Source organism: Streptomyces formicae, assembly GCF_002556545.1.
Lineage (GTDB): Bacteria > Actinomycetota > Actinomycetes > Streptomycetales > Streptomycetaceae > Streptomyces > Streptomyces formicae_A.
On the sequence record NZ_CP022685.1, the window covers coordinates 4,372,526 to 4,395,047 of the forward strand.

Consider the following 22,522-nt stretch of genomic DNA (forward strand, 5'->3'; position numbering starts at 1 on the left):
TGCCTACATTGCCCATTTATGTGGGTCAGACATGTCAGACATGCAGGGAAAGCCATCCGGCGGGCGGGCGCGCTGACGCTCGCCGCCGCCACCGTCGCCGCCGGGGTGCTCACCGCGACCGCGACCCCCGCCGCCGCCGAGGTCGTCGAGCCTTTCGCCAAGCGCTACGACGAATCGCTGTACGGCGACTTCAAGACCATCGGCAACACCGTCCTGGACTGCCCGACGCGACCGGCCGACGTGGCCGCCGCCTGCAAGGAGACCCAGCAGGCCAAGGGCACCAAGAACAACAACAACTTCATCGAGCACCGCATCAATACCGCGGGGCTCACCGACACCTTCGACTCCAGCACCGGCCGGGTCACCGTCCCGCCGGGCGCGACGGTCGACTACGCGCGGCTGTTCTGGGGCGGCAACGCGGGCACCCACCGCTTCGGCCGCACCGTGCGCGACATCTGCGACCTCAACCGCGAGGGCAACAAGCCCGTCGACCCGGCTCCCGGCGACCCGCTCACCACGGCCCCGGTCATCCGGGTCGACGGCGGCGCGGAGAACACGGTGAAGGTCCAGAACGCGGTCCGCACCCCGAACGCCACCCAGGGCCCGCACTACTACACCGCCGAGGCCGACGTCACCGACGCCTTCCAGGGCGCCACCACCGGCAGCCCCGTCGAGGTGGCCGTCGGCAACGTCTGGGCGCCGACCGGGCAGGGCTGCGTCGGCGGCTGGTCGCTGACCGTCGTCTACAAGTACGACGGACCCAACGAGCAGTACGCGCCCGACCGCCGCAACGTCTACCTCTGGGGCGGCCACGTCATCCAGCGCTCGACCAGGACGCGGGCCGCCGCGGGCTCCTCCACCACGATCCCGGTCGACGGCTTCTACCGCACCGAGGGCGACATCCACGCCAGCGTCACGGCGTACGAGGGCGACTGGAACACCAAGGGCGACCAGTTCCTGGTCGACGGGCAGCCCGCCGCCGACGCGCACACCGGCAGGACCGACAACTTCTTCATCAGTGAGGACGACGGCTCGGTCAACCCCAAGCACCGCAACAACCTGAGCATCGACGCCAAGGCGTTCGAGGTGCCCGACCGCGCGATCCCCGTCGGCGCCACCTCGGCGAAGCTGACGTTCACCAGCACCGGTGACGTGTACGTCCCCTCGCAGCTGGCCCTCTCCGTGCCGGTGCCCGACCTGGAGGTCACCAAGACCGCCTCGCCCGCCAAGGTCGAGCCGGGCGGCAGGCTGACCTACACGGTCAAGGCGAAGAACATCAGCAAGCTGCCCTACCCGGGCGCCAGGTTCAGCGACGACCTGTCGGGCAACCTCGACGACGCGACGTACAACGGCGACGCGAAGGCGTCCATCGGCAAGGTCTCGTACAAGAAGCCGAAGCTCGGCTACGTCGGGGACATCGCACCGGGGCAGACCGCGACGGTCACCTACTCGGTCACCGTCCACGACCCGGTGAGCGGTGACGGCAAGCTGCTGAACAACGTCGACGTCCAGACGCCGCGCTCCAACTGCGACCAGGGCAGCACCGACCCGAACTGCGCCTCCGAGCCGGTCATCGACTACCCCGAGCCGCCCATCACCGTGGGCAGCTCCCCCGCCCGGCGCGTCGTCCCCGCGTGCGGCTCGACCACCAACACCATCACCCTGAAGAACGCCTCGCGCACCCCCCGCATCGGCGCCACCGCGTCCTGGCCCGTGCGGCCTGGCACCGCGCCCGTCGCCGGCGCGGGCACGGTCACCAAGCGGGGCGCCACCTACGTGTGGCGGGGCAACGTCCCCGCCAAGGGCAAGGTCACCATCGCCCAGAAGGTGAAGGTGTCCTGCACGCCGGGACAGGTCACCGTCATCACGGTGACCGCGCCCGGCAGCAACTGCGCGAAGTCGACGCGCGGCGGCGACGACCCGTGCACCACGGCGATCCTCGCCCAGCGGGTGCAGGGAAGGCCCGCGCCGCAGGAGCCGCGGCAGCCGGGTGCCGCGGCGGGACACCCGGGCGGGCAGCTCGCGGAGACCGGCAGTGACTCGTCGGCCATGCTCTACGGCGGTGTCGCGGCCGCACTGTGCGGGCTCGGCGTGCTCGCGCTCGCCGCGGTCCAGCGGCGGCGCGACTGATCCGGCACCGGACGTGCCCCTCGGGGGCCGGGCTCCCCGCACCGGGAGTCCGGCCCCCGTACGTTTGAGCGTTCGCGGCACGGGCTACGTTCTGCCACATGGTCTCCGCGTCCCGATCGGCATCAGCAGCGCAGGTACTCGTCGCGTCCAACCGCGGCCCCGTCTCGTACGCGGTGGGCGAGGACGGTGAACTGACCGCCCGCCGAGGCGGCGGCGGCCTGGTCTCCGGGCTCAGCGCCATCGGCGACCGGGAGGACTCCCTGTGGGTCTGTTCGGCGCTCGGCGAAGGGGACAGGGAAGCCGTGCGGCGCGGGGTGGGCGAACCTGGCGTACGGATGCTGGACATCGACGCGGACGTGCACGCGGACGCCTACAACGGCATCGCCAACTCCGTCCTCTGGTTCGTCCACCACCTGCTCTACCAGACGCCGCTCGAACCGGTCTTCGGGCCGGAGTTCCGCAGGCAGTGGGCGGCGTACGAGACCTACAACCGCGCCTTCGCCGAGGCACTGGCCGCGGAGGCGGGCCCCGGGGCCGCGGTCCTGGTCCAGGACTACCACCTGTCGCTCGTGCCCGGCATGCTCCGCGAGCTCCGCGAGGACCTGCGGATCGGCCACTTCTCGCACACCCCGTGGGCGCCCGCCGACTACTTCCGGATGCTGCCGGACGACGTGGCCGAGCAGCTCCTGCGGGGCATGCTCGGCGCCGACCGGCTCGGCTTCCTCACCGGGCGGTGGGCCGACGCGTTCACGGAGTGCTGCGTGCGCGTGGTCGGCGGCACCTCGGGCACCAGGATCGGGGTGCACGGGCTCGGCGCCGACGCGGACTTCCTGCGCGAGCGCGCGCGCCGCGAGGACGTCGACGAGCGGCTCGCCGCGCTGCGGGAACAGGTGGGCGCCGACCGGAAGGTGATCGTCCGCGTCGACAGGACCGAACTGTCCAAGAACATCGTGCGGGGCCTGCTCGCCTACCGGGAGCTGCTCGACACCCGCCCCGAGTGGCGCGAGCGGGTCGTGCACGTCGCCTTCGCCTACCCCTCACGGCAGGACCTGGCGGTCTACCGCGACTACACGGCGGAGGTCTCCCGGGTCGCCTCGGACATCAACTCCGCGTACGGGACCGACAGTTGGACCCCGGTGGTCCTGCACGTCAAGGACGACTTCGCGCGCTCCCTCGCGGCCTACCGACTCGCGGACGTGGCCCTGGTCAACCCCATCCGCGACGGCATGAACCTCGTCGCCAAGGAGGTCCCCGTGGTCTCCGACGAGGGCTGCGCGCTCGTCCTGTCCAGGGAGGCGGGGGCGTACGAGGAACTGGGCGAGGACGCGCTCTGCGTGAACCCGTACGACATCTCGGCGACGGCCGAGGCGCTGCACGCGGGCCTGTCGATGCCCGCCGACGAGCGCGCGGAACGCACGAAGCGCCTCGCGGCGGCGGCGACGGCGCTGCCGCCCGCGCGGTGGTTCCTGGACCAGCTGGAAGCACTGTGAGGACCCGGCACCGAGGGCTCGGCGCGGAGTAACGGGCGGGCGGGTGGGAACCCCGCCGCGGAGCGGCGAAAAGACGGACGCGGAGCGAGCCCGCACAAAGGCAGCCACCGGGAGTCCAAGCGCGCCCCGCGTTTGTCCATAGGCCGCCGAATCCCGCGTGGCTACGGTCCCCTCATGACCTCGCGCCGCACGAGCATCGTGCTCCTCACCGCCCTCGCCGCGGCCACGGCAGGACTCATCCCACCCGCGGCCGCGGCCGCAGGCACCACGTACTACGTCGACTGCGCGCGCGGCGAAGACGCCGCGTCCGGCACCTCCGCGAAAGCGGCCTGGCGCTCCGTGGCCAGGGCGAGTGAGCGCGCCTACCGGCCCGGCGACCGGCTCCTGCTCAAGCGGGGCACAAGCTGCACGGGGGTGCTGGCTCCCAAAGGTGCGGGTGCGGCCGGCGCCCCCGTGCGCATCGACGCGTACGGCGACAAGCGGGCGGCCAAGCCGCACATCGAGGGTCAAGGGGCCCGCGCCGCCCTGCACTTGGTGAACACCGAGCAGTGGGAGATCCGGAACCTGGCGCTCTCCAACACCGGCCCGGCCACCACCACCGAGCGCCGCGCGGGCCTGTACGTCCAGCTCACGGACTACGGCACGGCCGACCACTTCGTCGTCGACGGGGTGGACGTGCGCGACGTGAACGGCGCCGACTTCAAGGACCCCGACCCCTCGGGCGGCATCCTCTTCGTCGTCCAGGGCTCGGCGGAGCCCACCCGGTTCGCCGGGGTGCGCGTGACGGACTCCACCGTGCGCCACGTCGACCGCACGGGCATCGGCATCATGTCGACGTGGGACGGTCCTGGCCGCTTCTCCACCGGCGTGCGGTTCGAGCGCAACAAGGCGTACGACGTCGGCGGCGACGGCATCGTCGTCCACGAGACGAGCAGGGCCCGCGTCGAGCGCAACTACGTCGACGGCTTCAACACGCGCTCGGCCGGATACAACGCGGGCGTCTGGGCCTGGGAGTCCGAGGACGCGCTCTACCAGTACAACGAGGTGACCGGCGGGCACGGGACGCGGGACTCGATGGCGTACGACATCGACGGCGGCAACGTCCGCAACACCTACCGCTACAACTACAGCCACGACAACGAGGGCGGCTTCCTGCTCGTCTGCAACGGCGAGGGCAAGGTCAGCGACGGCAACAGGATCCACGACAACATCAGCGTCAACGACCGCAACACGACGTCCCCGTACGCCGTGATCTCGGTGGTGTGCGGGGCGGCCACCGACACCCGGATCTACCGGAACACGGTCGTCACCGACCGCTCCGACACCGCGCTGGTCTCCAGCAACGGGCCGACCGGCGTCACCTTCAGCGACAACGTCTTCGTGGGCGCGCCCGGTGCGGGCTCGCCCATCAAGGACACGGTCAGCACCTACCGGGGCAACCTGTACTGGAACACCGCGCAGCCCCGCGACCCGCGGGCGGTCAACGCCGATCCGCGCTTCGTCTCGGGGGCGCCGCGCACCCCCGGGGACGTACGCCTGAAGAGCGGGTCACCGGCGCGGGGCGCGGGGACCCCGGTCGCCGACGGGACCACCCGCGACTACTTCGGGAACCCGATCCCCGACCCGCCCAACATCGGCGCCGATCAGTCGAGTTGAGCGGAGATCGCCGCCAGCAGCCGCACCACGCCGGGCGGGCCTTCCACCACCAGGTCGGCCCGCCCGGCGAGTTCCTCGACCTCCGCGCTGCCGCTGCACACGAGCAGGCCCGCGATGCCGTCGGAGCGGAGCTTCTCGACGGCGCCGAAGGCGGGCAGGTCGCCGAGGTCGTCGCCCGCGTAGAGGACGGATTCGGCGCCGACCTCGCGCAGGTACTCGGCGAGGGCCACGCCCTTGTCCGTGCCGGGGGGCCTCAGCTCCAGGACGAGGCGGCCGGGTTCGACGATCAGGCCGTGCCGGTTCGCAAGATCGGCGAGCGGCTCGCGCAGCGCTTCGAAGGCGGCCTCCGGGTCCCGCGCGCGGCGCGTGTGGACGGCCACCGCGCGGCCCTTCTCCTCGATCCACGTGCCGCGCCAGGCGCCGATCGCGTCGAGGAAGCCGGGCAGTTCCGCGCGGACGGCCGCGACGCCGGGGTGCGGTTCCGCGGCGTGCACCGTGCCGGTGACGGCGTCCCAGCGCTCGGCGCCGTAGTGCCCGAGCACGACGAGGTGTTCGAGGCCCGGCACGCCCGCGAAGCCGCCGTAGCGGACGGCGACGCCCGCGGGGCGCCCGGTGACCACGGCGACGGAGCGCACGCGCGGGGCGAGGGCGGCGAGCGCGGGCACGGCGTCCCGGTGGGCGCGGGCCTGCTCGGGGTCGGGCACGATCGGGGCGAGCGTGCCGTCGAAGTCCAGGGCCACGACGGCCCGTTCGGGACGCGCGAGCAGCGCGGCGAGCCCGTCGCGCCCTGCGGGCGTCACGGGCTCGGGCAGCTCAGCGGGGTCCTGCGGGGAGTACGTAGGGTCACCCATGGGCCCGACCCTAACGGCGTCAGCGCTCCGCGCGCCGTGACTCCCGCACCCGGCGCAGCCGATTGACCGTAATCGGGTCATGGGCGAGCGCGCGGGCGTCGTCCAGGAGGGCGTTCAGGAGCTGGTAGTAGCGCACGGGCACCATGCCGAGCTCCTCGCGGATGGCGCGCTCCTTGGCGCCGGGTCCGCTCCAGGAGCGCCGTTCGAGGGCGAGGACGGCGCGGTCGCGCGCGGAGAGTTCCGTCGGCGCGGCGTGCCGTTCCTGCTCCTTCTCCGGGTCCGTCATGCCCGACACGCTATTCCGCGTTCTCCTTGGACGCCGCCCGGTTCTGGATCCTGGTGAGGACCGACTGGGGGTTGCCGTTCGGCTCGACGCTCTTGCCGATGTCCTTCTTCACATCGGCGGAGACCTGCGCCCAGGACGTCTTGCCCACCGGGTAGAGCTGCGAGGTGGGCAGCTCCTTGAGGAACTTGCCGAGCTCGGTGTCGCCCCGGTCCTCGGCCATCGCGTCGGACGCGGAGTTCGTCACGGGCAGGATGTCGTACTCGTTGGAGAATTCGAGCACGTTCTTCTTGCTGTAGACGTAGTCGAGGAACTTGCCGGTCTCCTTGCGGTGACCGTTCTGCTTGAACGCCATCATCCAGTCGGCGACGCCCATCGTGGCCTGCGCCTTGCCGTTGACGCCCGGCGCGGGCACCATGCCGAACTTCACGCCCTTCTTGGCCGCCATCTTCATCAGCGTGGGGTGGCCGTTGAGCATGCCGACGTCGCCGCGCGCGAAGGCGGCGAAGGCGTCGGCGCGGTTCATCTCGCCGGGCGCCGTGGGGCCCGTCAGGCCCTTGCCGACGAGCTCGTCGCGCAGCCAGGCGAACGTCTTGGCGTTCTGCTTGGAGTCGATGGCGTACGAGCCGACGTTGTCGGTGTAACCGCCGCCGCCGCTGAGCATCCACATCAGCGTCTCGGCGGGGGCCTCCTCGGAGCCCAGCGGCAGCGCGTAGGGGATCTTCACGCCGCGCGCCTTGAGCGCCTTCGCGTCGGCCTGGAGCTCGCTCCAGCTCTGCGGCGGGGTGAGGTTCGCGTCCTTGAAGAGCTTGGTGTTGTAGAAGAGCAGGCGCGTGGAGGCGGCGAAGGGCATGCCGTACTGGATGCGCTTGACCTCGCCGGCCTGCGCGAGCGGCGCGAGGAAGTCGGCCTGGGTGGCGATGGAGAGGAGCTCGTCGGCCTCGTAGAGCTTGCCCTGCGCGGCGTAGTCGGCGTACGCGCCGATCTGCGCCAGGTCGGGGGCCTCGCCCTTCTTGACCATCTCCTTGACCTCGCGGTCCACGTCGTTCCAGGAGCTGACGGTGACGTCGACCTTGATGCCGGGGTTCTCGGCCTCGAAGCCCTTGACGACCTTGTCCCAGTACTTCTGGGAGCTGTTCGCCGCGGAGTCGCCGTAGTCGGCGGCCACCAGTTTGAGGGTGACGTCGCCGGAGTCGCCGGGCCCGCCGCAACCGGCGAGCGTGCCCGCGATGCCCAGTACGGCCACCGCCGCGGTCAGTCCTGTCACGCGCCGCTGCACAGCTGTTCCCACCCTCATTGCCTCAATGCACTTGAACTGCGAGTTTCCCCCGAGTCCGGACACAAGGTCTACACCACCCGAGTATCACTTCTGCAACGGCGTCCACAAGGGTCCCGGGCCCGGCGGCAGCGGCGCCCGGCAATCGGGACACCCGTGCCGAAAAGGACCTTCGGCCCCCCGCAAACACCCGAAGTGGACTAGACCTCTCACGGGTGACGCGCGAGACTGTCCCCCGTGAGACACGTCATCGCCCTCGATGTGGGCGGCACCGGAATGAAGGCCGCCCTGGTAGGGGCGGACGGCACCCTGCTGTACGAGGCGCGCCGCCGCACCGGCAGGGAACGCGGGGCCGACGCCGTCGTCGAGTCCATCCTCGGCTTCGCCGAGGACCTCCGCGCGCACGGCATCACCCACTTCGGGGAACCCGCCGAGGCGGCGGGCGTCGCCGTGCCGGGCATCGTCGACGCCGAACACGGCATCGCCGTCTACGCGGCCAACCTCGGCTGGCACGACGTCCCCATGCGGGACCTGCTCAGCGCGCGGCTCGAAGGCGTCCCCGTGGCGCTCGGGCACGACGTGCGCACCGGCGGGCTCGCCGAGGGGCGCATCGGCGCGGGCAAGGGCGCCGACCGGTTCCTCTTCGTACCGCTCGGCACCGGCATCGCGGGCGCCATCGGCATCGGCGGCGCCATCGAGCCCGGCGCGCACGGCTCGGCCGGGGAGATCGGCCACATCGTCGTACGCCCCGACGGGCCGCCCTGCGGCTGCGGCCAGCGCGGCTGCCTGGAGCGTCTGGCCTCCGCGTCCGCGGTGAGCAAGGCGTGGGCCGAGGCGAGCGGCGACCCCGAGGCGGACGCCGCGGACTGCGCGAAGGCCGTGGAGTCCGGCGACCCGCGCGCCCAGGAGGTCTGGCAGAACGCCGTCGACGCCCTCGCCGACGGCCTGCTCACCGCCCTCACTCTGCTGGACCCGCACACCCTGATCATCGGTGGCGGTCTCGCCGAGGCCGGGGAAACCTTGTTCACACCGCTCCGCGCGGCCGTCGAGCGGCGCATCGTCCAGTTCCAGACGCTCCCGGAGATCGTCCCCGCGGCCCTCGGCGACACCGCGGGATGCCTCGGCGCGGGCCTGCTCGCCTGGGACCTCGTCGACCGGAACACCGACCGCGACACCGACACCGACCACGACATCGACCCCACGGAGGTATCCACCTGATGGCCACTAGCAAGGTTCTCGCCGGTGCACAGGTGGTACTGCCCACCGGGACCCTCACGAACGGCCGGGTGATCGTCGACGGCACGCGCATCGCGGGGAGCGCTCCCGCGGACGCCGAGACCGTCGACCTCACCGGCCACTGGGTGGTTCCCGGCTTCGTCGACATCCACAACCACGGCGGCGGTGGCGCCTCCTTCACCTCCGGCACCGTCGAGGACGTCCTCAAGGGCGTCCACACCCACCGCCTGCACGGCACCACCACCGTCGTCGCCTCCACCGTCACCGGCGAGATGGACTTCCTCGCCCAGCGCGCCGGGGTCCTCTCCGAGCTCGCCGAGCAGGGCGACATCGCGGGCATCCACTTCGAGGGGCCCTTCATCTCGCCGTGCCGCAAGGGCGCGCACAGCGAGGCGCTGCTCAGACATCCCGACCCGGCCGACGTGCGCAAGCTGATGGACGCGGCGCGCGGGCAGGCGAAGATGTTCACGCTCGCCACCGAACTGCCGGGCGGCATCGACTCCGTGCGGCTGCTCGCCGAACACGGCGTGATCGCGGCGATCGGGCACACCGACGCGACGTACGAGCAGACCGTCGAGGCCATCGACGCGGGCGCCACCGTCGCCACGCACCTCTACAACGCCATGCCCGCACTCGGCCACCGCGCCCCCGGCCCGATCGCGGCGCTCCTGGAGGACGAGCGCGTCACGGTCGAGCTGATCAACGACGGCACGCACCTGCACGAGGCCGCCTTCGAGCTGGCCTTCCACCACGCGGGCGCGGCCCGCGTCGCCCTGATCACCGACGCGATGGACGCGGCGGGCTTCGGCGACGGCCGCTACATGCTCGGCCCGCTGGAGGTCGAGGTGAAGGACAGCGTCGCGCGGCTCGTCGAGGGCGGCTCGATCGCGGGCTCCACGCTCACCCTCGACCGCGCCTTCAAGCGCTCGGTGACCGTCGACGGGCTCTCCGTGGAGGACGCCGTCCGCGCCATCTCCGCCAACCCGGCCAAGCTGCTCGGGATGTACGACACGGTGGGCTCCCTGGAGCCCGGCAAGGACGCGGACCTGGTGGTCCTCGACGCGGACTTCGCCCTCAAGGGCGTGATGCGCAAGGGCGCCTGGGTCGTTGAGCCCCATTAAGCCCAACTCGGGTGATTTCACCACCTGTTGAACAGGCGACCAGCGGAAGGCGGTTGACCCCACCCCTGGGCCAACCGCCTTCTGTTTGGCATGATCAGACCCCGTTCGCAGACCAGTGACCAGAGACGAGTGACCCCGGGGGTGTGACACCAGTGATCCTCACCGTCACGCTGAACACCGCCCTCGACATCACCTACCGCGTCCCCGCGCTCACCCCGCACGCCTCGCACCGCGTCACCGAGGTCACCGAACGCCCCGGCGGCAAGGGCCTGAACGTCGCCCGGGTGCTCGCCGCACTGGGCCACGACGTGACCGTCGCGGGCTTCGCGGGCGGCGACACCGGACGCTCCCTGCACGAGCGCCTCGCCGAGGCACCGCACCTCACCGACGCGCTCACCCCCGTCGACGGCGCGACCCGCCGCACGCTCGCCGTGGTCGACTCCGCGACCGGCGACACCACCCAGCTCAACGAACCGGGCCCGCTGATATCGCCCGCCGAGTGGGCCGCCTTCCTCGACTCCTACGAGGAGTTGACGCGCCGTCCGGGCACCGCCGCCGTCGCCCTGTGCGGCAGCCTCCCGCCGGGCGTCCCCGTCGGCGCGTACGCCCTGCTGGTACGGGCCGCGCGCGCGGCGGGAGTCCCCGTGCTCCTGGACACCAGCGGCGAACCGCTGCGCAGGGGCGTCGCGGCCCGCCCCGACATGGTCAAGCCCAACGCCGACGAACTCGCCGAGCTGACCGGCTCCCACGAGCCGTCCCGCGCCACCCGCGACGCCCGCCGCAGGGGCGCCCACGCCGTCATCGCCTCACTCGGCGCCGAAGGACTCCTCGCCGTCACCCCGGACGGCAGCTGGCAGGCCGCCCCACCGGTGCGCGTGCACGGCAACCCGACGGGCGCGGGCGACTCGGCCGTCGCGGGCCTGCTCTCCGCACTCGCCGAAGACCTGCCCTGGCCGGACCGCCTGGCCCGCGCCGTGGCCCTCTCGGCGGCGACGGTGGCGGCACCCGTGGCGGGCGAGTTCGACCGTGCGACGTACGAGGACGTGCTGGGGCGGGTCACGGTGCGGGGCGACGGCTAGGGCCCCGTAAGGGACACGGGGCCCTGACATGTGCGGCTCCGCCGCGGGGGCGCTTAGCCGTTACTGCCCTCGACCAGCCACATCCGGTCGATGTTCGCGCCGGTGCTCCCGCAGAGGTTGCTCTGCTCACAGCTGAGCGTGATCGTGTTCGTCCCCTTGGTGAGCTGAACGACGCCCCACGTGTTGGTCCAGCCCTTCTCCCAGTCGCCTTCCTTGGCACTGGCGAAGTTCTTCATGCTCAGGGGGCGGCTCTGCTTCTTGCCGTTGACCGAGACGGTGGCGTTGCTGTCCTTGCCGGGGACGCCGTAGTCCACCCGCAGGCTGTAGTCGCCGCTCTTGGCGATGCCGTCGACGGTCCAGGTGATCTGGGCACCGACCTTGTCGAACCCGGCCACGTAGACGCCACCGGCGGACTTGGCGCCGTCGATGTCGGAGGCCGTGGTGGTGCCGCCCTCCAGCTTCAGGGCCTTCGCGTCCGTCTTGGGAAGCTCGGTCTTCTCCTCGGGCTTCTTGGACGGCTTCTCGCTGGGCTTCACGGTCTCGGCCTGCGACGGGGTGCTGCCCGCCTCGCCCTTGTCGCTCTTGTCGTCGTCGCGGCCGAAGATCACCGCGGCGCCGATCCCTATGGCGACCACGGCCACCACGGCGATGGCGGCGATCAGCAGGCCCTTGGTGTTCGGGCCCCGGCCTCGCCCGCCGCCCGCGGGCGCGTACTGCGGAGAGCCGACGGGGGCGCCGCCGGGCTGCGCCTCGGGCGCGGTGTAGTGGGCGTTCGGCTGGCCGTAGGCGCTCTGCTGGGGCGGGACCTGCTGACCGTACTGCTGGGTCGGCTGGGTCTGCCCGTACGCGGGACGCCGGTCGCCGACCGCCCTCACCTGGTTGTACGAGGAGCGGGGACCCGGGTACCCGTAGCCGCCACCGCCGCTGGGCGGGGTCGCTCCGGCCGCCTGTCCGTCCTCGTACAGGTAGCCGAACGGATCGTCGTCGCCCTGCGGCGCGCTCGGCGTGTTCTCGCCGTTATTGCCGGGCGTCATTCCCTGGTCACTCCCTCATATCGCTGACGCGGGGAGCCTACCCGGTCCGAGTGAGCCCACGGGGTGGCGTTGACCTCATCGAGGCCGTCATCCGGCCCGCCTGTGCTGCTTGGCACGGGAGCGTTTCTCCACGTACATCCGCTGGTCAGCGGAGTGCAACACTTCGTCGGCCGACATCCCGCAGTGCGCCCAGCCGATGCCGAAACTCGCCCCCACACGGACTGCCCTGCCGTCGACGCGGATCGGCGGGATGATCGCGTTCCGCAGCCGGACCGCGAGGTCCTGGGCGTCGGCGCGGCCGAGGCCGTCCGCGAGGACGACGAACTCGTCGCCGCCGAGCCGCGCCACCGTGTCCCCGTCCCGCACGCCGCTGGTCAGACGCCGTGCGACCTCGATGAGGACGGCGTCCCCTGTGTGGTGGCCGAAGCGGTCGTTGATCGACTTGAAGCCGTCGAGGTCGCAGAAGAGGACCGCGAGCCCCTTGGTGCCGTCGTCCACGTCGTCGTCGCCCTGGGGGGCGATGGTGTGCACGTGGTGGTCGAAGCCCTCGTCCCGCTGCTCGTGCGAGGCGCGCCCGAAGTCGAAGCCGTGCTCGTAGGCCGCGTCGAGCGAGTCGACGGCGCTCTGCTGGCCCGCGTGGGGCCTCCTACAGAGGCGGGCGCTGAGCCGGGCGCGCAGCTCGGCGGAGTTGGGCAGGCCGGTCAGCGAGTCATGGCTGGCGCGGTGCGCGAGCTGCAGCTCGCGGCGCTTGCGGTCCTCGATGTCCTCGACGTGCGTGAGCAGGAAGCGGGGGCCGTCGGCGGCGTCGGCGACGACGGAGTTCCGCAGGCTGACCCAGACGTACGTCGCGTCCCTGCGCGCGAGCCGCAGCTCGGCGCGGCCGCCCTCGGCTGACGTACGCAGCAGCGTCCCGATGTCCTCGGGGTGCACGAGGTCGGAGAAGGAGTAGCGCCGCATGGCGGAGGCCGGGCGCCCCAGGAGGCGGCAGAGCGCGTCGTTCGTGCGCAGGATCCTGCCGTGCTGGTCGCCGCCCATCTCGGCGATGGCCATGCCGGACGGCGCGTACTCGAAGGCCTGCCGGAAGCTCTCCTCGCTGGCCCGCAGTGCCTGCTGCTCCCTCTCCAGGCGGACCAGGGCGCGCTGCATGTTGGCCCGCAGGCGGGCGTTGCTGATCGCGATGGCGGCCTGGAAGGCGTACATCTGCAGGGCCTCGCGGCCCCAGGCGCCGGGCCTGCGGCCGTTGCGCGGCCGGTCCACGGAGATCACGCCGAGCAGCTCGCCACCGGCCGCGCCCGTCGCGTACATGGGGGCGAAGAGGCGGTCCGCCGGGTGCCACTCGTCCTCGAAGCGGGGCGCGGGGCCCTCGGTGTACCACTGCGGGACGTCGTCGTCGTCGAGGACCCAGCCCTCGGTGTACGGGATGAAGCGCAGCGCGCCCCACGGCTCGCCCATGGCCAGGCGGTGCTCCCAGGCGTCGCGGGAGCCGACGCGTCCGGTGATGAGGGCCTCGGCCGCGGGATTGCCCGCGAAGGCGGCGACGACGAGATCCCCGTCTGGGCGCACGAGATTGACACACGCCAGCTCGTAGCCAAGGCCGTTGACGACGCCGTCGGCGACGGTCTGCAGCGTGTCCGCCAGGCTCCGGGCCGTGTTGAGCTCCGCCACCACCTGGTGCAGCTGCCGCAGGGTCGCAAGACGGACGTACGGCTCCGACTCGGTCTCCATGCTCGTTCTCCCCGAGACCTCGACAGCAACTCCAGGATGCGCAGCGCCCGCAGTGTTCTTCCGTGCCGTTGATGCTTCTTCGCCCGTGCGTACTTCCGTTGGCACTTCTGTTGGTACTTCTGTGCTGGTACTTCTGTGCCCTTGTGCCCTCAGTGTCTTATTGCCACCGTCACTGAATCACAGCGAGCTGCTCACTCGGTACACAGGGTCAACAAAATATGGGTCCTGTGACTCAAGTCACAGGTGAGGAGCCGCCGTTGGTCCAGTCCCTTGGACTAGTCCACCGCACTTCACGGCACCGCGTGCCGCCTTCTGCCACATTCGTGGACGCTCTAACTCGGTCCTCGGTCCTAGGACCGTCCTGGGCCCAGGGCCCGATGTGGCGGGGCGGACGGGGAAGCTAGCGTCGACGCGTGGCTCACGTACTGAAGACACTTCCGGCCCCGCCTTCCCCACGGCACCCATCACCGGATGGGCATGCTGATGGGGTGAGCAACGACGAGTTCCGCGCGGCGATGTCCCGTCTCGCGGCAGGTGTGGTCCTGGTGACGGCGCGCGAGCCCGGCCTGGACCCGGACGATCCGACGGCCCCGCTCGGCGAGGACGTGGGCATGACGGCGACGGCGTTCCTGTCCGTCTCCCTCGACCCGCCCCTGGTCATGGTCAGCCTGCGCGAGGGCTCCCGGATGGACGACCTGCTCGCCGAGCAGCCCCACTGGGCGGTCTCCGTGCTCTCCGAGAGCCAGCGCCACATCGCGGGCCGCTTCGCGATGAAGGGCCGCATCAGCGACCGGCTGCTCTTCGAGGACCTTCCGTACGTCCGTGGCTCGGCGTCCGGCGCACCGCTGATCGGCGGGGCGCTCGCGACGCTGGAGTGCCGGACGGAGCAGAGCGTTTCGGCGGGCGATCACACGCTGGTCATCGGCCGCGTGCTGACTGCGTCAGTGCCCAGCGGTGAAGGTAGCCCCCTGACCTATTTCCGTGGGCGCTACCGGCAGCTGGGCTAACGGGCCCCGTCAGGGGCGCGGGGAACTGCGCGAGCAACCACAGCAAAGCCGCAGACGCGACTGCCGGGTCCTCGGCAGACGCGGCTGCGGCTTGTCGCGCGCTGAGCGCGCAGTTCCCCGCGCCCCTTACGGGGCTCGTCCCTGACGGGGCTCGTCCCTGACGGGAGGGTCAGGCCCAGCCCTGCCCCGAGCGCCCCCGCTTGGTCTCACTCCGCTGCTTCTTGTTGCGCAAGCGACGCTCATTGATGCCCCGGGGAATCTTCGTGGCACGACGCGGCTTGGGCGGCGGAGCCGTGGCCTCGGCGAGGAGGGACGCGAGCCGCGTGGCCGCCATCTCCCTGTTGCGCCACTGCGACCGATGCTCACTGGCTCGTACGCTGACGACGCCGTCGACGAGCCGGGACGCGAGCCGCTCCAGGGCGCGCTGCTTCCACACCTCCGGCAACGCCTCGGTGTTCGCGAGGTCGAACCGGAGCTCGACCTGCGAGTCGCTGGTGTTCACGTGCTGCCCACCCGGCCCCGACGACCGCGAGAAACGCCACATGAGCTCGGCCTCGGGCAGGGAGACGGAGCCGCGGATGACATGGGGACCGGACATGCCCCCATGGTCCCGCGTCTGTCGGGCGCACGTCACGCCGTTTTCCGCGCGGCGCCGGAATCAGGGCCGGGAACAGGGCCGGGAACGGCCGGGTAAAGAAAGTAAAGCGAGGTGGAACCTTGGGGACCCCGATCGGCGTTGGTACCAGTGAAGGTAGCTTCGTCCCCAGTACGAAGCGCCTGTCGCACACTGTGCGTACGTAACGAGGGAAGGGACTCCCAACAATGGCAGTAAGCCTGTCCAAGGGTGGCAACGTCTCGCTCACCAAGGAGGCTCCGGGCCTGACCGCCGTCACCGTGGGCCTCGGCTGGGACGTCCGCACCACCACTGGCACCGACTTCGACCTGGACGCCTCCGCGATCGCGGTGAACACGCAGGGCAAGGTCTTCTCGGACCAGCACTTCGTCTTCTTCAACAACAAGGCGACGCCGGACCAGACCATCGTCCACACCGGTGACAACGTCACGGGCGAGGGCGAGGGCGACGACGAGCAGATCAACGTGAACCTCGCGGGTCTGCCGGCCGACATCGAGAAGATCGTCTTCCCGGTCTCGATCTACGACGCCGAGAACCGCTCGCAGAACTTCGGCCAGGTCCGCAACGCGTTCATCCGCATCCTGAACCAGGCGGGCGGCGCCGAGATCGCGCGCTACGACCTCTCCGAGGACGCCGCCACCGAGACCGCCATGGTCTTCGGCGAGCTCTACCGCAACGGCGCGGAGTGGAAGTTCCGCGCCGTGGGCCAGGGCTACGCCTCGGGCCTCGTGGGCATCGCGCAGGACTTCGGCGTCAACGTCTGAGTTCGGCACGGCAGTTGACAGAGCCCCTCGCGGGGAGCAGTTCCCGCGAGGGGCTCTGCCGTGTCACGCGGGCACGTGACGGAACGGGAGCTGCCCAACGAGCCGGGGAGCGCGGGCAGTTCAATGAGTTCATGACCACCGTCGCGCTCTACCTCGCCCACCCCCGCCCCGGCAGCTTCAACCACGCGCTGGCCGACGCGGTCGCCGATGAACTGCGAGGACGCGGCTGCCGCGTCCTCGTGCACGACCTGTACGCCGAGGGCTTCGACCCGCTCCTGTCCGCCGACGCCACCGGCACGGTCGACGCCGCGCCGGACCCGGTGGACGACGGCATCGCCCCGCACCGCGCGGACCTCGCGGCCGCCGACGCCCTGGTCTTCGTCCACCCGAACTGGTGGGGCATGCCGCCCGCGATCCTGACGGGCTGGGTGCAGCGGGTGCTCGCGCCGGGCGTCGCGTACAAACTCCACACCGCCGACGGCGAGCCGGTCGGCCTGGTCAAGGCCGCCCGCGCCCTGGTCCTGAACACCTCGGACACCCCCGAGGACCGCGAGACCACGGAATTCGGCGACCCGCTCCAACGCGTCTGGGCATCCTGCGTCCTGCCGTACGTGGGCGTACCCGACGTCCGCAGGACGGTCTTCCGCACGGTGACGGACTCGACGCCCGCCGAACGCGAACAGTGGCTGACCGAGGCCCGCGCGCAGGCGGCGGCACTCCTGCTCTGACGCACCACCCGGTCGACACGTCCCCCACCGCGGCGTACTATTCTGAAAACTGGAATAGTCCGGAATCCCGAAGAGAGGGTCTCGTGGCCGCCCCGCACACCCCATGGACACGCGCCGCACTGCCCCTGTGCCTGCTCGGCATCCTCGACAGCGAGCCGACGAGTTACGGGTACGCCCTGCTCGGGCGGCTCGCCGACGCGGGGCTCGACGGGGTTCGGCCCGCGACGCTCTATCCCGCTCTCACCCGCCTCGAAGAGGAAGGCGCCGTCGAGGTCGAGTGGGGTGCGGGCGAGGGCGGGCCCGGGCGGAAGTACTACCGGATCACCGCGGAGGGAAGGGCGAGGCTGCGGCGTGACCGGGCCGCCTGGGGGGACTTCTCCCGGACCGTCGCCACCCTCGTCGGTGAAGACGGCAAGCATCGCGAACACGGCGAACAGGAAGGGCAGGGGGACGCATGACCAAGGTCCGTGACAGCGCGCCCAGTTGGACGCGCGAGGACGACGAGGACTGGGCCGCCACCTTCGAGGTGCGGCTCGTCCTCGACCACGACGCCCCCGCCGGCCTCGCCGACGAGGTCCTCGCGGAGGCGCACGAGATCGTGGAGCAGGCGGGGCTGCCCGCCCGCGAGGTGCTCGGCGATCCCGGCGCCTACGCCCGCACCGTCGCCGCCGAACGCATCAGCGAGGAGCGCCGCGCCCGCAACGACGTGCACGGCATGTCGCCCGGCGAACGCGTCTCCGCATCGCTGTGCACGCTCGGCTTCGTCGGCGTCGTCCTCTGCCTCCTGTACTGGATCGAGGACGGGCTGTGGATCGAGGTGAGCTTGACCTCGGTCGTGGGCTGCACGACCGTCGCGCTCGCCGCCATGCTCATCGCCGTCGCGCTCATCGCCCGCGCCGCCGGGCGGATCCGGGGCATGTGGGCGTGGCTCGCGGGCACCGCCGTCACGGTGGCGGGAGGGGCCGCGCTCACCACGGCCGCGCCCGAGGGGCGACTGTTCGACGTGCCCGCGCCCGTGCTCGCACTCGCCGCCCTCGCCTGGACCGTCGGCGCCTACCTGTTCCCGGACACCACGATCGACCGCTGGTTCACGCCCGCCGCGCGGCCGGGCGACGCCGACGACGAGCGGTGGCTGGCCCGCCTGGAAGGGCTCCTTCGCGGGCGCCACGCCATGAAGGCCGCCGAGGCGCGCGGCCATGTGCGCGAGGTCCGTCAACACCTCGCGCACGCGGCGGACGGCGAGCGTGCCGAAGACGCCTTCGGCGACGTCGAGGTCTACGCGCTGCGCCTTGCGGAGGGTCCGCGCGCGCGACAGCGGCTCGCCCGGCGCAAGTTGTACGGCACCGCGGCCATGACCGTGCTCTTCGCGAGCCTCCTGATCGACCGGCTGCTCGACCCGGACGAGCGCACCTCCGCGTGGACACCGGTCTGGGTGGCCGTGTTCGGCTTCTGGCTCTGGAGCGTGTTCCGCGAGTGGCAGGCACTGCGGAAGGCGGAGGACCGCGGTTGACGCCGCGCAGGCCCTAGGGCCTGCCCGACCCCGCGACAGCGCCATGATCCGCCGGACAGGCCCTAGTCTGCGGCGCATGATCCTCGAACCGCTCGCCGCCGTCGACGGGGCCCTGCCCGGTCACCTCCTCACCGAGGTGACCGGGCTCTACGCGTCCAACCGTGAGTTCTTCGCGCTCAGCGGCGACTTCCCCGACCCCGACGACATCCGCATCGAGCAGGTGGCCAAGACGCTCGCCGACGAACTGGCGGAGCCGAGCGCCGAAGTGCTGCTCGCGCGCTCGCGCGGGGACCTCGTGGGGATCGCCCTCACCCTCGCCCGGCACCCCGACCCGACGGACCCCGACCCCTGGATCGGGCTGCTCATGGTCGACGCGAGGATCCAACGGGCCGGATTCGGGCGGGAGTTGACCGCACTCGTCGAGCAGAGGTTCCGGGACCAGGGGCGGGACGCCGTACGGCTCGCCGTCCTTGAGAACAACCCGAAGGCGCTGCGGTTCTGGACCGCGCTCGGATACCTGGTCATCGGCCACCGCGAGGACCGCGCACGGCACCGCCCCTGCGCGATCCTGCGCAAGCCGCTCAGCGACTAGCGGCGCCCCCGGCCCGCGCTACGGCTTGTCCGGCTTGCCCTCCCCGTAGAGCCAGTCGCCCCAGATCGCCGCGACCTTCTTGCGCGCGGCGTCGCCGCCCGCGTGCTCCTCGACGTACTGCGTGAAGTCCTTGGTGTTCGCGTTGCCGTGCCGGTGGGTCTTCGCCCAGCCCTGCACGATGTCGTAGAACGTGTCGTCGCCGACGGCCTGGCGGATCTTGTGGATGATCATGCCGCCGCGCTCGTAGACGGGCGAGTCCGAGATGTGTTCGGCGCTCGTCGGCTTGGCGGGCGGGAAGGCCCAGACGGCGTCGTTGTCCTCGTCGTCCTCGAAGTAGTCGCCCTCGTAGAGCGCGTCGAAGGTCTCCTGCGCGCTGTCGCCGCCGTGGTCCTCCTCGTAGAGCCACTCCGCGTACGTCGCGAAGCCCTCGTTGAGCCACATGTCCTGCCACGTCTTGGGCGTGACGGAGTTGCCGAACCACTGGTGGGCCAGCTCGTGCACGACGAGTTCGGTCTCGGGAGCGCCGGGGTAGGTGGGGCGGGTCTGGGTCTCCAGGGCGTACTCCACGTCGTCCTCGCGGGCGACGATCGCGCCGGTCGAGGAGAACGGGTAGGGACCGAAGTTGTACTCCTCCCAGTCGATGATGTCCGGGATCTTCGCGAGGACCTTCTTGCTCGCCTTTGCCTCGTCCGGGGTGACCGCGGTGACGACGGGCAGCCCCGACTTCGTCGTGGAGGTCTTCATCTCGAAGTCCCCGACGGCCACGGTCGCCAGGTAGCTGGCCATCGGTTCGGCGCTGTGCCAGGCGAAGGTGGTGCGGCCGTTCTTGGTCGACTCGCGGGTCAGCTCGCCGTTGGAGACGGCCTTGAGGCCCTTGGGGACGGTGACCTCTATGTCGTAGGTGGCCTTGTCGCTGGGGTGGTGGTTGCCGGGGAACCACGCCATGGAGCCGTTCGGCTCGCCGAGCGCCAGCGCGCCGTCCTCCGTCTTCAGCCAGCCCTCCTTGGAACCGTCGCCGTCCGTGACGGTCTCGGGGGTGCCGGAGTAGCGGACGGTGGCGCGGAAGGTCTCGCCCCGGTCGAGGTCCTCCGCGGGGCGGACCCGCAACTCCTGGCCCGCGCGCTGGAACCGGGCGGCCTTGCCCTCGACGGTGACGCCGGAGACGTCCATGCCCTTGAGGTCGAGGTTGAAGGAGCTGAGGTTCTTGGTGGCGCGCGCGGTGATGTCGGCGGTGCCCGTCAGGTGCCGCGACTCGGGGTCGTAGCCGAGGGTCAGTCCGTAGTGGGCCACGTGGTAGCCGCCGTTGCCCTGCTTGGGGAAGTACGGATCGCGCAGACCGTCCGCCCCCGGGGTGCCGTCGACGCCCGCGCCGCTACAGGCGCTGACGGTGGCGAGCAGGGCGAGGGCACAGCTGACGGTGGCGGCTCGGACGGCCGGGGATCGCAGTTCCACCGGATGATCTTATGCGGCAAATGTTCGGTACGGGGAGGGTCGGTACGGGGACGGCAGGGGCCTCCCCGTACCGCCTCAGAGGACGGCGATGCCCAACGGCCGCTCTCCCGCGGCGAGTCGGTGCACCGTCCCCTTGCGTACGTCGACGACGGAGACGCCGTTCCAGAACCCGTCGCGGGTGAAGCCTCCGGTGACGTACGCGGTACGGCCGTCCGCCGACACCGCGACGTCCTCGTGCGGGCCCTCCAGCGGGATCACCCGCTCCTCGCCGTCCTCGGTCCGCACGGTCAGGGAAGGGCCCTCGTCCGTGTCCGGGTCGATGGGGCCGGTGCCGACCGCGAAGAGCGTGCCGTCGTCGGTGACCGTCACGCCGTGCTGATGCGTGTTGGCGGTCATCTTCTCCACCTCGTACGCGCCGGTGCGCGGATCGAGTACGACGAGCCGCTCGCCCTCGAAGGGCAGCAGCAGCCGTCCGTCGGACGGCCGTACGGCGGTGTAGTGCGGCTTGAGCCAGGAGCCGAGGCCGCCCTCGGTGCCGTAGGGGGCGACCTCGACGCGGCGCGGCTCCAGCGAGTCGGCGCGCACGACGGTGACGTCGAAGGAGTCGTGGTCGGTCGCGTAGACCTCGGCGCCGTCCCTGGACACGTCGACGTCGAAGGGCCGCCTGCCGACCGGCACGGTGTCGGTGACCTCGCGCTTGTCGGTGTCGATGACTTCCAGGACGCCCTTGGCGTCGGGCACGTTGACCCCGACGTAGACGTGCTCGCCGTCCGGCGCGAGGGCGATGCCCATGCCGCCGCCGCGGTACTCGCCGGTCGTCGCGGGCCCGGTCTCCGTCTCGTACGGGATGCGGTCCACGCGCTCGCGGGCCTCGGTGTCGACGACGGCGACGCCCTCCGCGGTCGCCACCCAGGCGCGGCCGTCGTCGCCGACGGTCAGTCCGTACGGCGCGGTGCCCACCTTCACCGACTCGACGGGTCCCTTCTCGGGGTCGACGAAGGTCACCGTGTCGGAGCCGAAGTCGGCGACCAGGAGGGTGCCTTCGGGGGTCTTGGACCCGGCGGGCAGCGTGGTGCTCGCGCGGGCGGGCTCCGGGCCGGACGGGGCGGGGCGGTCCTCCCCTGCGGCCCCGTCGGCCCCGGCGGCGCAGCCCGCGAGGACCGCGGCGGCCAGCGCGGCGGTGCTCGCGGCCAGGAGGGCCCGGCGCGGCGGCTTCACGCCCGTGGTGGCCCGGCGCGGCGTCTTCACGACGCGGCCCTCAGCAGCCGAGCGATCTCCGTGAACCCGCGCCGCTCGGCGTGCGCGAGCGGGGTCGCGCCGTCCCGGTCGGCGAGTCCCGGCGTGGCGCCCGCGGCGAGGAGCAGCTCCACGATCTCCTGGTGGGCGCGGCCCCCGTCGCCGAGGATCACCGCCTCCAACAGGGCGGTCCAGCCGAGGTCGTTGACGTGGTCGACGTCGCTGTCGGTGGCGCGCAGGACCTCCCGTACGTACGCGACGTGGCCGCGCTCCGACGCCGGGATCAGGGAGATGCCGCCGAAGCGGTTGCGCAGCTCCAGGTCGGGTCCCGCGGGCAGCAGCACGTGCAGCATGGCGACGCTGCCCGTCACCCCGGTGACCAGCCAGGGGCTGTCGGCGCGGTGGTCCTGGGCGTTGACGTCGGCACCTGCGGCGACGAGCACCTTCGCGGCCTCGACGTGGTCGCCGACGGCGGCGAGCAGCAGCGCGCCGCGCAGCTCGGTGTCACGGGCCTCGATCCGCGCGCCCTCTGCCAGCGCCGCGGTCACTTCCTCGGCGTTCCCGGCCCGTGCGGCGTCGAGCAGCCGCCGGTCGGCAGCGGTGGTGTTCATGGCGAATCTCCTCGTCGTGCGGGCCCCCGCGCGGACGGGCGCGGGGGCCGGGAACAACCTCAGCAGCATGCGATCAGCGGTCGGGCGCGGGTCAGCGGTCGGGCGCG

Annotated in this window: 21 protein-coding genes; 12 read left to right on the forward strand and 9 right to left on the reverse strand. The window is 71.8% G+C overall.

All coding sequences use genetic code 11. The features are described from left to right. Window positions 1–18: 18 nt before the first annotated feature. The 3 genes from KY5_RS18550 (at window position 19) to KY5_RS18560 (ending at window position 5,276) form a co-directional block, all read left to right on the forward strand. Window positions 19–2,130 (forward strand): DUF11 domain-containing protein, encoded by a 2,112-nt coding sequence (locus KY5_RS18550; RefSeq protein WP_098243312.1) that lies wholly within the window; start codon window positions 19–21, stop codon window positions 2,128–2,130. 98 nt (window positions 2,131–2,228) lie between these two features. After that, complete coding sequence (locus KY5_RS18555) at window positions 2,229–3,620, forward strand: alpha,alpha-trehalose-phosphate synthase (UDP-forming) (RefSeq protein WP_098243313.1); 1,392 nt, start codon at window positions 2,229–2,231, stop codon at window positions 3,618–3,620. Window positions 3,621–3,794: 174 nt separating this feature from the next. Beyond that, entirely contained in the window at window positions 3,795–5,276 is a 1,482-nt protein-coding gene (locus KY5_RS18560) for a right-handed parallel beta-helix repeat-containing protein (protein ID WP_098243314.1), read from the forward strand. Here the strand turns inward: KY5_RS18560 and otsB are convergent. Genes otsB through KY5_RS18575 form a run of 3 tightly spaced genes read right to left on the reverse strand, consistent with a single transcriptional unit; the run spans window position 5,264 to window position 7,707 of the window. Next, a complete protein-coding gene (otsB, locus tag KY5_RS18565; RefSeq protein WP_098243315.1) occupies window positions 5,264–6,127 on the reverse strand; it encodes a trehalose-phosphatase in 864 nt (287 codons plus the stop codon). The two genes, KY5_RS18560 and otsB, sit on opposite strands and share 13 nt — an antisense overlap. A gap of 19 nt (window positions 6,128–6,146) precedes the next feature. After that, window positions 6,147–6,413: a DUF3263 domain-containing protein gene (locus KY5_RS18570; RefSeq protein ID WP_098247336.1), complete on the reverse strand. Its 267-nt coding sequence runs from the start codon at window positions 6,411–6,413 to the stop codon at window positions 6,147–6,149. Window positions 6,414–6,423: 10 nt separating this feature from the next. Further along, complete coding sequence (locus KY5_RS18575) at window positions 6,424–7,707, reverse strand: ABC transporter substrate-binding protein (protein WP_098243316.1); 1,284 nt, start codon at window positions 7,705–7,707, stop codon at window positions 6,424–6,426. Between the two features lie 216 nt (window positions 7,708–7,923). Here KY5_RS18575 and KY5_RS18580 point away from each other — a divergent pair, with 216 nt between their 5' ends. The 3 genes from KY5_RS18580 (at window position 7,924) to KY5_RS18590 (ending at window position 11,122) form a co-directional block, all read left to right on the forward strand. Next, the gene (locus KY5_RS18580) at window positions 7,924–8,904 is read left to right on the forward strand and encodes an ROK family protein (protein WP_098243317.1); all 981 of its coding nucleotides are present in this window, start codon (window positions 7,924–7,926) and stop codon (window positions 8,902–8,904) included. Next, entirely contained in the window at window positions 8,904–10,043 is a 1,140-nt protein-coding gene (nagA, locus tag KY5_RS18585; RefSeq protein WP_098243318.1) for an N-acetylglucosamine-6-phosphate deacetylase, read from the forward strand. The genes KY5_RS18580 and nagA overlap by 1 nt, the downstream gene beginning before the upstream one ends. Window positions 10,044–10,195: 152 nt before the next feature. Continuing rightward, entirely contained in the window at window positions 10,196–11,122 is a 927-nt protein-coding gene (locus KY5_RS18590) for a 1-phosphofructokinase family hexose kinase (protein ID WP_098243319.1), read from the forward strand. Window positions 11,123–11,175: 53 nt separating this feature from the next. Here KY5_RS18590 and KY5_RS18595 read toward each other — a convergent pair whose 3' ends face one another. Further along, entirely contained in the window at window positions 11,176–12,156 is a 981-nt protein-coding gene (locus KY5_RS18595) for a carbohydrate-binding protein (RefSeq protein ID WP_098243320.1), read from the reverse strand. Between the two features lie 87 nt (window positions 12,157–12,243). Continuing rightward, a complete protein-coding gene (gene cdgB, locus KY5_RS18600; protein WP_098243321.1) occupies window positions 12,244–13,881 on the reverse strand; it encodes a diguanylate cyclase CdgB in 1,638 nt (545 codons plus the stop codon). Window positions 13,882–14,396: 515 nt separating this feature from the next. Between cdgB and KY5_RS18605 the strand changes: the two genes are divergently transcribed. Continuing rightward, a complete protein-coding gene (locus tag KY5_RS18605) occupies window positions 14,397–14,888 on the forward strand; it encodes a flavin reductase family protein (RefSeq protein ID WP_199843578.1) in 492 nt (163 codons plus the stop codon). A gap of 169 nt (window positions 14,889–15,057) precedes the next feature. Here KY5_RS18605 and arfB read toward each other — a convergent pair whose 3' ends face one another. Continuing rightward, entirely contained in the window at window positions 15,058–15,486 is a 429-nt protein-coding gene (gene arfB, locus KY5_RS18610; RefSeq protein WP_098243323.1) for an alternative ribosome rescue aminoacyl-tRNA hydrolase ArfB, read from the reverse strand. 224 nt (window positions 15,487–15,710) lie between these two features. Between arfB and KY5_RS18615 the strand changes: the two genes are divergently transcribed. The 5 genes from KY5_RS18615 (at window position 15,711) to KY5_RS18635 (ending at window position 19,116) form a co-directional block, all read left to right on the forward strand. Then, the gene (locus tag KY5_RS18615) at window positions 15,711–16,286 is read left to right on the forward strand and encodes a TerD family protein (RefSeq protein ID WP_098243324.1); all 576 of its coding nucleotides are present in this window, start codon (window positions 15,711–15,713) and stop codon (window positions 16,284–16,286) included. A 131-nt stretch (window positions 16,287–16,417) separates the two neighbouring features. After that, window positions 16,418–17,014 carry an NAD(P)H-dependent oxidoreductase gene (locus KY5_RS18620; protein ID WP_098243325.1) on the forward strand — a complete coding sequence of 199 codons (597 nt, stop codon included), beginning with the start codon at window positions 16,418–16,420 and terminating at the stop codon, window positions 17,012–17,014. 83 nt (window positions 17,015–17,097) lie between these two features. Beyond that, window positions 17,098–17,472: a PadR family transcriptional regulator gene (locus KY5_RS18625; RefSeq protein ID WP_098243326.1), complete on the forward strand. Its 375-nt coding sequence runs from the start codon at window positions 17,098–17,100 to the stop codon at window positions 17,470–17,472. Then, on the forward strand, window positions 17,469–18,524 hold the full coding sequence (locus KY5_RS18630) for a hypothetical protein (protein ID WP_098243327.1): 1,056 nt from the start codon (window positions 17,469–17,471) through the stop codon (window positions 18,522–18,524). Before KY5_RS18625 ends, KY5_RS18630 begins: the two co-directional genes overlap by 4 nt. A gap of 76 nt (window positions 18,525–18,600) precedes the next feature. Then, window positions 18,601–19,116, forward strand: coding sequence for a GNAT family N-acetyltransferase (locus tag KY5_RS18635; protein WP_098243328.1), 516 nt, complete (start codon window positions 18,601–18,603; stop codon window positions 19,114–19,116). An 18-nt stretch (window positions 19,117–19,134) separates the two neighbouring features. On the opposite strand, the gene KY5_RS18640 is transcribed toward KY5_RS18635, so the two are convergent. From KY5_RS18640 to KY5_RS18650, 3 genes are all read right to left on the reverse strand, one after another. Next, complete coding sequence (locus KY5_RS18640; RefSeq protein WP_418952793.1) at window positions 19,135–20,568, reverse strand: M1 family metallopeptidase; 1,434 nt, start codon at window positions 20,566–20,568, stop codon at window positions 19,135–19,137. A gap of 75 nt (window positions 20,569–20,643) precedes the next feature. Beyond that, window positions 20,644–21,816, reverse strand: coding sequence for a YncE family protein (locus KY5_RS18645; RefSeq protein ID WP_418952794.1), 1,173 nt, complete (start codon window positions 21,814–21,816; stop codon window positions 20,644–20,646). Next, on the reverse strand, window positions 21,813–22,415 hold the full coding sequence (locus KY5_RS18650) for an ankyrin repeat domain-containing protein (protein ID WP_098243329.1): 603 nt from the start codon (window positions 22,413–22,415) through the stop codon (window positions 21,813–21,815). The genes KY5_RS18645 and KY5_RS18650 overlap by 4 nt, the downstream gene beginning before the upstream one ends. Window positions 22,416–22,522 lie beyond the last annotated feature (107 nt).